9 protein-coding genes and 1 pseudogene are annotated in these 11,232 nt (G+C 55.8%); 6 read left to right on the top strand and 4 right to left on the bottom strand.

Features of this window, described 5'->3' with window-relative positions; translation table 11 throughout:
• The 5 genes from K289_RS52100 to K289_RS51220 form a co-directional block, all read left to right on the top strand.
• On the top strand, positions 1-368 hold a 368-nt coding region (locus K289_RS52100; RefSeq protein WP_210164552.1), incomplete at its 5' end, for a hypothetical protein.
• 156 nt (positions 369-524) lie between these two features.
• Positions 525-1,493, top strand: a complete 969-nt coding sequence (gene trbB, locus K289_RS0139335; protein ID WP_027556359.1) for a P-type conjugative transfer ATPase TrbB — start codon at positions 525-527, stop codon at positions 1,491-1,493.
• On the top strand, positions 1,490-2,758 hold the full coding sequence (locus tag K289_RS46985) for a CaiB/BaiF CoA-transferase family protein (RefSeq protein ID WP_245284132.1): 1,269 nt from the start codon (positions 1,490-1,492) through the stop codon (positions 2,756-2,758). Before trbB ends, K289_RS46985 begins: the two co-directional genes overlap by 4 nt.
• Positions 2,759-3,398: 640 nt before the next feature.
• A complete protein-coding gene (gene ectB / locus K289_RS0139325) occupies positions 3,399-4,676 on the top strand; it encodes a diaminobutyrate--2-oxoglutarate transaminase (RefSeq protein WP_371260909.1) in 1,278 nt (425 codons plus the stop codon).
• Between the two features lie 658 nt (positions 4,677-5,334).
• On the top strand, positions 5,335-6,069 hold the full coding sequence (locus K289_RS51220) for a hypothetical protein (protein WP_156918440.1): 735 nt from the start codon (positions 5,335-5,337) through the stop codon (positions 6,067-6,069).
• A gap of 834 nt (positions 6,070-6,903) precedes the next feature.
• Here the strand turns inward: K289_RS51220 and K289_RS0139315 are convergent.
• From K289_RS0139315 to K289_RS51210, 4 genes are all read right to left on the bottom strand, one after another.
• On the bottom strand, positions 6,904-7,749 hold the full coding sequence (locus tag K289_RS0139315) for an SDR family NAD(P)-dependent oxidoreductase (protein WP_245284131.1): 846 nt from the start codon (positions 7,747-7,749) through the stop codon (positions 6,904-6,906).
• 125 nt (positions 7,750-7,874) lie between these two features.
• Entirely contained in the window at positions 7,875-8,063 is a 189-nt protein-coding gene (locus K289_RS51215) for a hypothetical protein (RefSeq protein ID WP_156918439.1), read from the bottom strand.
• A 542-nt stretch (positions 8,064-8,605) separates the two neighbouring features.
• Positions 8,606-9,148 (bottom strand): carboxymuconolactone decarboxylase family protein, encoded by a 543-nt coding sequence (locus tag K289_RS0139310; RefSeq protein WP_027556355.1) that lies wholly within the window; start codon positions 9,146-9,148, stop codon positions 8,606-8,608.
• Positions 9,149-9,703: 555 nt separating this feature from the next.
• Positions 9,704-9,910, bottom strand: a complete 207-nt coding sequence (locus K289_RS51210) for a hypothetical protein (protein WP_156918438.1) — start codon at positions 9,908-9,910, stop codon at positions 9,704-9,706.
• Between the two features lie 1,062 nt (positions 9,911-10,972).
• On the opposite strand from K289_RS51210, the pseudogene K289_RS46980 reads away from it, so the two are divergent.
• Positions 10,973-11,232, top strand: a pseudogene (locus tag K289_RS46980) (IS256 family transposase); the annotation flags it as partial.

The following is an 11,232-nucleotide window of genomic DNA, read 5'->3' as shown; positions in this document are numbered from 1 at the left end:
CAGTCGCCGGCGAACCAGCCGGTGTGATATCTCTCGTCATGGCGTTGCTCTCCTTTGTGGAATCAGCACCCCGAGCCTACCGGCTCAAGGTGGGCAACGCCGACCTCTTCAGAAATTCAACAGAACCCGGGACATCCCCCCGGTCAGTTCGGCATAGCGATTGTCGGCACGAAACAGCTCGAGCGACAGGATCTGTGCTTCAAATGCGAAAAGGATACGTCGAGCAAATCACGAGGATCGGGGTGAGCATGGTAGGCGATGTCTGGAGACAAAATCCCGAAGCCATCGAACTCGCGGAGCTCGTCAGTCGGATCATCGAAAAGCTCGCTAAACGAAGAAGTCAGGATGATGGCGATTCGAGCGAATGAACCGTACCAAACGCCTATAGGCTAACAATCGCTGCAGAGTTTCTTTTCCTACGCCAGTCTACGATCATTGGGCTCGCCTCATTGCATGATCGAGATCCGGCTTTTTAAATCATCCCAACCTGAGGCCTTCGAGCGCCTCAGCTGTTGGGGGCATCGATGACAAACAAGTCGTATCAACCGGAGGCGATCTCGCGCGGAGCGCGCATGCTGCGCACTGCGCTTGGTCCCGCGATCGGACGCTTTCTGGAAGATCCCTCAATCGTCGAGGTGATGCTCAATCCAGATGGTCGACTATGGGTCGATCAGCTCTCCCGAGGCTTGACCGACACGGGCGAAAGCCTGTCGGCTTCCGACGGCGAGCGGATCATACGGCTCGTGGCTCACCATGTTGGCGCCGAGGTTCATGCGGGTGCGCCTCGTGTCTCGGCCGAGCTGCCGGAAAGTGGGGAGCGATTTGAAGGTCTCCTGCCGCCGGTCGTTGCCGCGCCGGCATTCGCGATCCGAAAACCGGCCGTGGCAGTGTTCACGCTCGAGGACTATGTCGCCTCGAACATCATGACCACTCAGCAGGCGGGCGCGCTCCGGGCTGCTGTTGCCTCTCGCGCCAACATCCTGGTCGCAGGCGGCACCTCGACCGGCAAAACAACTCTGACAAATGCGCTTCTCGCCGAAGTGGCCAAAACGGCAGACCGTGTCGTTTTGATCGAAGATACGAGAGAGCTTCAATGCAGGGCGCCAAATCTCGTTGCCTTGCGGACTCGGGACGGCGTGGTCTCGTTATCGGATCTCGTACGCTCTTCGCTTCGCCTGCGCCCCGATCGTATTCCGATCGGCGAGGTGCGGGGAGCCGAAGCACTTGATCTCCTCAAGGCCTGGGGCACGGGTCATCCCGGAGGGATCGGGACCATCCATGCTGGTACGGCGCTAGGTGCGCTCCGTCGGCTCGAGCAGCTCATTCAGGAGGCGGTGGTCACGGTCCCCCGGGCGCTGATTGCCGAAACGATCAATGTCGTTGCGGTTCTTGTTGGCCGCGGCGCCGATCGCCGCCTCGCCGAGCTTGCTCGCGTCTCGGGCCTCACGCCCTCTGGGGACTACAGCCTTTCAACAATAGGAGATCAATCATGAGCTTTCGCTCGCCTCGTAGCATGGGCATCACTGCGATCACGGGACTTGCCCTTGTTTGCACCACTGCACTGGCTGATCTTGGAGCGGACGTGATCAAGATCGAGGCTATCCAGTATCCTGACTGGTGGCGCGGTGTCGACCGAACGCCCGCCTATATCGATGCGCAGATGTACGAAAAGAGGGCGCGCTTCTGCCTCATGAACCGCAACAAGCGCGGCATCACACTCGATCTGACGCGGCCGCAGGGCTGCACTCTTGCCAAACGGCTTGTAGCGGGAGCCGATATTGTCGTCGACAATTACTCGGTCGATGTGCTGCCGAAGCTTGGGCTTGGCTACGAGGTGCTCAGAACGGTTAACCCTCGACTCATTATGATGTCGATGTCAGCCTTTGGTACGGATAGCGCCTATCGCGATTGCCGTGCCTACGGCTCGACTCTTGAGCAGGGCTCGGGGTTGCCGAGCGTGATCGGAAGTTCCGGCGATCCACCCGTGATGAGCCACATTGCGTTCGGGGATGCTGTCGGCGGATTGAACGGCTGCGCTGCAGTTCTGGTGGCGCTTATTCACGCCCGCACCACCGGGCAAGGTCAGTTCATTGACTTAGCGCAGATCGAATGCATGATGCCGTTCGCGGCGCCATGGATCACTATCCACTCGACCGGCGGTATGCCGCCGCCAAGGTATGGCAGTCGACATCCGCAGTTTGTGCCGCATGGCTGCTTCCGGTGTGCGGGTGAAGACAACTGGATCGTGGTAACCGCGACGGACGAGGACATGTGGCAAAGACTTGCCATGCTCCTTGGCCGGCCAGACTGGGCCGCGGACCCGTCTCTCAGATCTGAAGAGGCTCGCCGCGGCATCGAAGATGTCATCGAGAGAACGATCGAAGCGTGGACGCTCACTCGGGACGCCGATCAGGCCATGTCTGATTTACAAGCTGTAGGGATTGCAGCTGGCGTAGCCCGTCTCCCAATTGATCTGCTTAATGATCGGCACCTGCGATCGCGCGCGTTTCTGCAGGAAATCGAACGCGCTTTCATAGGACGCCACCCGCAGCCATCATTGCCGATTCGCGAAGGTTTAGAGCCCTATCCAATCCGCACTGCGGCGCCAACGCTTGGGCAGCATAATCGAGAGATACTATCTGGACTTCTCGACCTATCTGATGCCGAGATAGCGCAATTGTCGAGAGAGGGCATCATTGGTACAGCGATGCTTTCCGATGGGGAGCTCGCAACAACGAAGAAAGCCTCATCAGGTTGAAGATCGATGCTACGGTTCAGATTGGTGCCCTCGATGCGGCGCGGACCACGGTGAAAATATCAACTTGGTGCCCCTAAGGGTGGAGCTGCCGATACCGCTCGCGGAGCGCCTTTTCGTTCATAAGTAACCGACCATTCCCAGGTGTCTAAGGTGATCATGCTTTCAATGCTCTCTGTTCTCCGATCGTCGTGCTGGGGCCAGACATAAAGTGGAACGCCAAGCGTCACATTGGTCTGGTGATCCTTGCGGAATCTCGCAGAAATCTGGCGCTCCATTGACGATGATGGAATCGGTCGCCGCAGCGCACGCCTGCGTGAATCTTCAAGCAACCTGGCCGGATCGGATTGCTCTCGTAGTCTGGACGGCGAGACACCCTCTCTGAAGGCGTACACACTAGGCACGTTAGATCAACTGCGCGCTAACCGCTCATGTATGAAGCGTTGATCAAGACTACAAGCTTTAGCAGGTTCGTTCTTTTCGATTCTGAGATATGCAAGAGGAGCCATTTCTTGGAACGGTCGTGCTACAACATAGGTCCTCGCCGAAGCTGGCGCACGTTCTGGTCGCCATGTTTGCAGCGCGTGCAATCTGAGGGCGGCGAGTTGATTCATTCAGCCACTCAATTCCGGGGTAGATGACCATGGAGGTTGTATCTGGCGAGGGAAGCGACATTGGAGCTTTGGAAACACTCGAATCAAATGTCCGCTCATACTCACGCATATTCCCGGCTGTTTTCAGTCAAGCCCGCGGTTCAATTATGTCGACGGGCGGTGGTCGACAGGTCATCGACTTCTTCTCCGGTGCGGGAGCGTTGAACTACGGCCACAATAATCAAGGGATTAGAGCTGCTATCGTCGAGTATCTAGCTTCGGATGCCGTAGTCCATGGACTTGACATGGCAACGCCGGCGAAGCTCGAATTCTTGAAGACCTTCAGCTCTATCGTACTTCGGCAACGAGATTTGCAATACCGGATGCAATTCACAGGGCCGACTGGTGCTAACGCTATTGAGGCAGCTTTAAAGCTTTCACGCAAGGTCACGGGACGCAAGAATGTCATTTCATTCACGCGTGGATATCACGGCATGAGTCTAGGGGCGATTGCCGCGAGCGCTAATCATTTCTATCGCTCTGGCAGCGGCGTTTCATTATCTGGCGCGACTTTCATGCCCTATGATGGTTATCTCGGACCGGAGGTCGATACGGCTGACTATCTGAGGACCGTGCTGCTTGATAAGAGTAGTGGTATAGATTGCCCAGCAGCCATTCTCGTTGAAACTGTGCAGGGAGAAGGAGGAATAAATGTAGCTAGCAAGGAATGGTTGCGATCAATTCAGGCTGTAGCAAAGGATACGGGAGCCCTCTTCATAGTTGACGATATTCAGATGGGATGTGGTCGTACGGGAGAATTCTTTAGCTTCGAATTCGCGGCATTGTCGCCAGATATTGTCGTAATGTCGAAATCGCTGAGCGGATATGGTCTGCCATTATCAATGGTCTTGATTAAAGAGGGGCTGGACGCATGGCGGCCTGGAGAACACAATGGCACGTTTCGAGGCAATAACCTTGCTCTTGTATCTGCAACCGCAGCTGTAAACATTTATTGGCGTAACGAGACGTTTTCGCTGCGGGTTCAGCGTATGGGCCAACTTATGCGGAGTCGGCTTGAGGCCATTGCATCCGAACATGGACGCGGTTGTTCTGTTCGGGGGCGCGGCATGGCGTTGGGATTCGATTGCCAAAGCGCCGAAAAGGCGGAGGCGACAGCACGCAATGCCTTTGACAAGGGATTGATGATCGAGCGATGCGGGCCGGATGATCAAGTCGTAAAGTTCATGCCCGCACTCACGATCGACCATGAGGTGCTCGAGCATGGGCTCGAAATATTTGAGGAGTCGTTGGCCGAAACATTGAGATAGGCTGTCGTTTAAGATCTGAGCCCAGCTCTGAATTCGAGTGAGCATAGGGGCTCCCTCGGAGGATATCGGATGATCTCTAGTGGCGTTGCTCGGCTGATCAACCTAGTGATCTGCGCTGGGTGGCGCACTGGCTTTGACCGCGCGGGTGGACCTCGTGAACTCGACTCCTCGAGGTGTGCTGCGCTATTGGCCGTGAAAGCTCTCGCACCTGTCCCCCACGGGCTTGGCTGGCGCGCCGCCAGACGACACCGGGTGTCCGCCCTATGGTTGGCACGAAATTCCAAGTCCGCCAGCCATTTGAGTTGGCGGCACGTTAACTTCGTCGTGACGAAGTGTGACCTGACAGCGCGAGCATGTTTCGATCAGTCAGGGCAGAAACTGCAGCTGCGATGCTTGGGCGGACGGGCATTACTTCCGGCGGCAGGTGGGTTCTTAAGCGACTAGCGTGAGTGGAAAGGTGGAGAAGCTGTCACTCACATCGAGAAGTCGAATTGGTCCCGGCCACGACCACGCGCAACCTCTCCTGCAGCATTCTGAACCATTCACTCTGCAGCCTAAGTCTCCTCGATGATCCAGTGCGATGTTCCCCACTAGATCAGGCAGTCTGACGATCAATGGTATGTGCTATACTGGCGGTAGTAATTCAGGGGATAAATCGATGAGCCGGCTGGTCGCGAGGGCACAAGATGAAGCAATGAAAAGCTTAGTTAATCCATTGCGCGTCTCACGTTTCTTGCAGGTATATGACGCCGCTGCGGCTCAAAAGGGAATAAAGCTTTCGATAGGATTCGACTTTCATGAGTATATCTCCATCACTCGGGCCACTCCAACAAAGGGACCGACATATCCCAATTTTCGGCCAGACCGATCGCCAATTAGATCAGGCGAGGGATTCTGGATCGTGGGCGTCGACAAAAACAACGAAGTCGCTCTCTTAGAGGCTGCTCGCCTCTATAACCTTTCGCATACCAATTTTGCAGAACACCTCCAATCTCTGAAGGTGTTTTTCGCGGACCCAGCCGTACATGCACATCCGCAGGATCGTTGTAGTTGCATGGCGCCCAGCGCGCAGCAGATAACCGGGAAAGTAGCCTACCTTGGCGATCGCTGGGTGCGCAGAGACTTTAGAGGGCGGGGTATGTCCAAGATCATGGCAGGAATAGCGCGCGGCGTTTCCTTCGCGATGTGGGTTCCTGACTTCTTATGCGCACTTGTAGCGCGCTCGCTGGTGGAAAAGGGCGTAGTCTACGGATATTCGCATCATGAACCCGGCGGCTCGATCTTGCAGCTGATAGAAGAGGAGATCGTGGACGACGATTGCCTTGTTTGGCAAACTGGTGAGGAATTGAAGAGTCTGGTTGATGGCGGGCGCGATCTGATCTTGACATCGTGAGTTGCGCTCGCGTGGCGCCGCCTAACGTCACTCAAGGCCTTGAGATCACAAGTAATTATTGAGACACTTGACGAGTGCATTTCCGGAAGGTCGTTCGATAAGTAGGTCGCCGACCGAGCGTCAAGACCTCGCCTGCAGTAGGCGCCTGCTATGGGTAAGAGTCGGCAATGTCGCGAAAGTATAGGTCTGCCGGTCTTCCAAGTCGCCCCACTTGTCGCAACTGCAAAGGCCGAGGAAGCTGAATGCAGACCTGCCTTCTGTGACGATTGTAGCGAGTTTCATCCAGATCCACAGGACCTCCGCCGGCCGGCGTGACAGCGAAATGATGCTCGAAATCCACCAATTTGGAGATGACCGCGGTCCTTTTGATACGAAAAAATGATTGATGGAGTCACCGCCAGGCATTTGGGCGACTGGCAGCATGGGCGCGTCGACTACCGCTCATCTGGGCAGCATAAATTGGAAGTCCCCGTATACATACGCCCTGGTTCAAGGCCAGCGGCTGAGCTGACGTGGTCAATCCTAGCATCCTTCGATTTCGACCTCAGCCCCAAGCCTGGCTGAGCTTCGAATAGTAAACTCTTGCCGTGACACTGTACGGTGCTGAACGTTATCGGCGCGGCTGGCAACATTACATGGCATGCGCAGAGCCTAGGCCGATTTCTGTCGCGCTTTAACTCAGGTGGGCAACAAATGGCGAGCTTCGGGGCCTCAAGTACTCATGCACGAAAAATACGCGATAATACTGATGTGAATTGATGGTGGCTGATCAACACAACAAATTCGGAAACCACGGTGAGCCTCGTTGTCGTATCCGCCGTTCCGCTGCTGCATCTATCTACACGCGCTTTGACCGCCATCGACGTACAGTATCTGCCCAGTCACGAAACGCGACAGCCCCGATGCGAGGAAATGTACCGCGCCCGCGACATCGGCTGGCGTTGCCAAGCGGCCGAGAGGAACGTCCGCCGTAGCCCGCTCAAACGTCTCTTTGTCGCCAAGAGCCTTGTCATTCTTTTGAGTTCGCACCCTGCCCGGAGCAACGCCATTGACAGTGATACCGTGCGGCGCCAACTCGGTTGCATGCTGTTTCAAGAGAATAGCCAAGCCTCCCTTTGCAGCGCAGAAGGAGCTGTAGCCACGGTCTCGGAAGCCGAGTGAGGACCCAATCGAGAGGAGGTGAATTTGGCTACCGCCCTTTCCGGCGGCAATTTGATGGGCAGCTACTGCCTGAGAGAGAAACATTCCGGCCCGCAATGTCCTAGAGTAGACCTTGTCAAACGCTTCCTCCGTCACCTCGAGCAACTTTTGCTCCTTATTAAAGCCGACGCAGTTCGCTAAGATGTCAATCGAACCATAGCGTTGTACTAATGATGTTGAAAGTTCCCTGACTGCTTCGGTGTTGGATGCGTCTAGCTCAAGGCCCTCGGCAATGTACCCTCCATCAGTCAATTGAACGGCAAGCGCGCGCGCCTGATCGCCATTTCGTCCTACGATAACACTGGTCGCACCAGCAGCGGCCAGTGTTTTTGAGATTGTTGTACCGATCGCTCCATATCCGCCAACGACCAATGCGACCTTGCCATGCAGGTCCATCGTGTGTAGCGCTCGGACATCCGCATCGATACCTTTCCTGTGCAGCTCGAAAGGTCCAGTTGGGTAAAGAATTGTATCGGTCACGCCAACTACCTCAAATGTGGATTGTGCAGTAACGCTGAGCGATTGAGTGGGCCGACGAAGCGCGATTTCCAACGCTCTTGGTCTCGCTCAAGGACTTGCGGGATCCAGTTTGAAATTGAAGCCGGCTACAATTCATGGATAGAGAATTTTCGATCGTGGTCAACCGCCACCGATGTTCCGTCATCCGCTTCCTTCGCTGAGAGGTTATGATCGAGCCGACCTGGGCGAAGAGTAAGCGCATCGATCAGGAGCCTTGGCGAGAGCAAAGTGTGTGTTGCGTGCTGGATGTCTTGCATATCAGCTTCGATGATCAACACTTGCCTCGCTATCCATCAGAATCAACTACCAACGGTGGTAGTTGGCCGCAACAAGGATTGGCGTTGATGGCTCGGTTGCCAAGCGCGCAGCCGCTCTAGCAATGTTCGCGATCAAAATTTGGCTTACTGTCCTATCTTGATCGTGACCGAACCGACGACTGGTCGCAAGTTTCTCGACGTAGCGCGTGCCGGAGCAACGAGAGGATTCAATGCCATTAGCTAGGAACTGCCGGGGAGCGTCCTCCCCGAACTTCTTAGTCGTACAACATCGCATTGGACGAACCCTGTGTGCCCCTGACCCTTGGGCGAGAATCGCAGCTAATGCACGCGGCCTGGATGGCACTACGGCTAACTACATTCCCCGTGAGAGCGATGGCGGCCGCTCGGATGGTCGATTGCGCATTCATTCGCCAAGTACGCCTGCGCAGAGTGGCCGCAGCACCGTGGCGCGGCGGATGAGGGCGCTTTGCGATTTCAGTGTGCGCATTGACGGTCTGAGCCAGCCTCTCGCCGCAAGGCAATGGGATGGTGCAGGGCAATCACACGGTTTGCCCCGTGTCGTGACCAGCTGCCTCGATCGCGATCGCCACTGATTGCACGATGGCGGCAAAGCGTACCGCGGTCTGGATCTCTGAGGAGTCGAGCCATGCCTCCTGTAGTGCCTTTTCATGCGCGTCGATACAGGCGCCGCAGCCATTGATTGCGGAGACGGCCAGGGACCACAGCGCAAAATCGGCTTTGTCCACGCCGGGATTGTCGATCACGTTCATCCGGAGCCGCGTCGGCATTTTTCTGTATTCCGGGTTTGAAACGAGATGAACAAAGCGATAGTATACGTTGGTCATCGCCATCACAGAAGCGGCGGATTTTGCCGTCTCCAGAGCCGCTGGCGTCATCACGGCAGCGGCTGCGGATTCCATGGCGGCAATCACCTTGGGATTGCGGGTCGCAATCGCAGCCGCCAACAACACGCCATACTTGCTCTTCGGCGGCAGCGTCTCATCTGCCAACATCGACGTTAGGTTAATTCTAACGTCGCTGGCAAAATCCGGAATTCGATCTTTCAACTGGTGGATCAACATGGTCTCTCACGCAGCTTCCAACGTTCTGCCCGCGCTCCTGCCTGCAGGGCGGAGGTTGTTCGTTTGCAGCGCGGGCAACGTGTCCTTCGGGGGGGCGGCCAATATTCAAATTCGTCGCATAGATGGGCTGGATGGCGTTGTTGGGTGATGAGGAACCTGTAGCGAGCGCACCGAGACCACCGACCAGGGCAGCCTTCGTGTGGGCACTTGCCACCTCTCCAAATGGTGTCGTTGTTCTCGTACTGCTGGTGACCGTGCAGAACTCATTGTCGATCCAGCCCCCAATACAGTCGCGTCACACTACCCGAAATCTCAGGCTGAGCGTGCGACTCCGGCGCGCTCCATGGGACCCTCGAAGGGAAAATCTTTAGGGTAGAAGACGATTTTGCATTTTCTGTGAAGCATCGTTCCGTCAGTGTCTTGAACGCGCTCTGTCCCCTCTCGCATTGCGTGCGAAAACTAAGCTTCTCGGCTATGATTTCGAATGAAGGAAAGTCAAATCCTAATCCAAACATATTTTCCCTCGCACGGATTGCTTTGCGTGGAAAGTGCGATTCAAGCGTCAAAAAAGCAATAAGCATGCCATCCATTCAAGGAGCAGGTGGCATATAGAGGATGGATATTCAACATGGCCTTGTCGCCTTCCACCAATGGCTGAGCATGATCCAGTGCCAATACCAAATCCTCCGCTATGAAAAACTGAGCGTAGCCATTCAGTGTCGGCTCTGATTTAAAGGTTTGCCAGGACTTATTCGTCTTCACTGCAGTAGTCGAAAATCAAACTTCTGATTGTCCAGGCAGTTCTATTCGCGGATGTAGCGCATGTGTCCGTGGTGTAAGGCCCCTCTGTAATCTAAGAGGTCGCCGACCCTGTTAGCTCGTTCATCGAGAGGTATTTCTCAGTGTGGTTTTCTGGCAGAAGCGGAAAGTTGCCGGATAGGCTTGATCACAAATCTTGCCGACGTGCTAGTACGGCATCTCGTTTCTTGAAGAGCCTCTGCGCAACAGCGGAATTGAAACGGTGGCCCAGGTCAAGAGTGACCTCGCTAGTCGTAAATCTTGAGCCCGCTATCGGGTATCTTGAGCCCGCTATCGGGTATCATGCTTCCAATTGCCCCTTGGCTTGCGTCTGAAGCCCAATGGCCTGATGTGCAGAGCTCGCCACGCTGTTTGGAACACGACACTGCGTTCCTAAAATCGGCTTGCGTTTCGCCGCATTCCAGTGGCCCAAATCCTGCTTCGCTCTCGGTGTTCGAAGCAGGAGGACGCCATGTTTACCCAAAAGACTTGTTTGGCGAAGCTCCTAGGCTCAAAATATATTGGGCGAACATGGCTGTTGGGCAATTCCGATGTAGGTAGCGCTCCTGAAGAATGTGGAGAATCGTGCGCTTGCCTGCGGATGGCCTAGCGATGTTAGCAAAGCCCGCTACTCGATCAGGCAGAGTTCCTGTAGTCGCTAGTCTATTGGATCGGGCTTGCGCTTTAGCGGAACGTCGGTTGCCTTCGCCGTGTAGCGTTTCGGGAGAGATTTCTATTGCGCGCACATATTATTCTCCGAAGATGATGGTCTACGTACCGCAGACGACTGTTTGGCGGCAGACATCATAGATTTCATCAGTGAAATCGGCCAACAGCACATCATTCGGACTTATGCCCGTAACACGAGTAGAAGATGTGGTAAGGATTGGGAGCACTTGTTGTCAGCCCGTCAGCCGGCTCGGCAAAGGGGATGTCCCGGGTTCTGTTGAATTTCTGAAGAGGTCGGCGTTGCCCACCTTGAGCCGGTAGGCTCGGGGTGCTGATTCCACAAAGGAGAGCAACGCCATGACGAGAGATATCACACCGGCTGGTTCGCCGGCGACTGGGGCTGTGGACGAAGCGTTTGCAGAAGTGCGGGCGAGCTTTGATCGGTTCTGCCTTGCGGCGGGGATCGAGGCGCTCGGCACGATGATGGAGGCGGATGTCACGGCGGCCTGCGGGCCGCGCCACGGTCGCGATGCGGCGCGGCGGGCGCACCGTTGGGGCCGAACGCGGGGACGGATCGGCTTCCACGGCGGCAAGATCGAGGTCGAGCGCCCGCGGGT

Origin of the sequence: Bradyrhizobium sp. Cp5.3 (assembly GCF_000426265.1) — a bacterium.
GTDB lineage: Bacteria > Pseudomonadota > Alphaproteobacteria > Rhizobiales > Xanthobacteraceae > Bradyrhizobium > Bradyrhizobium neotropicale.
The sequence above is the reverse complement of the archived record's forward strand: the minus strand, read 5'-3'. Positions and strand labels throughout refer to the sequence as shown.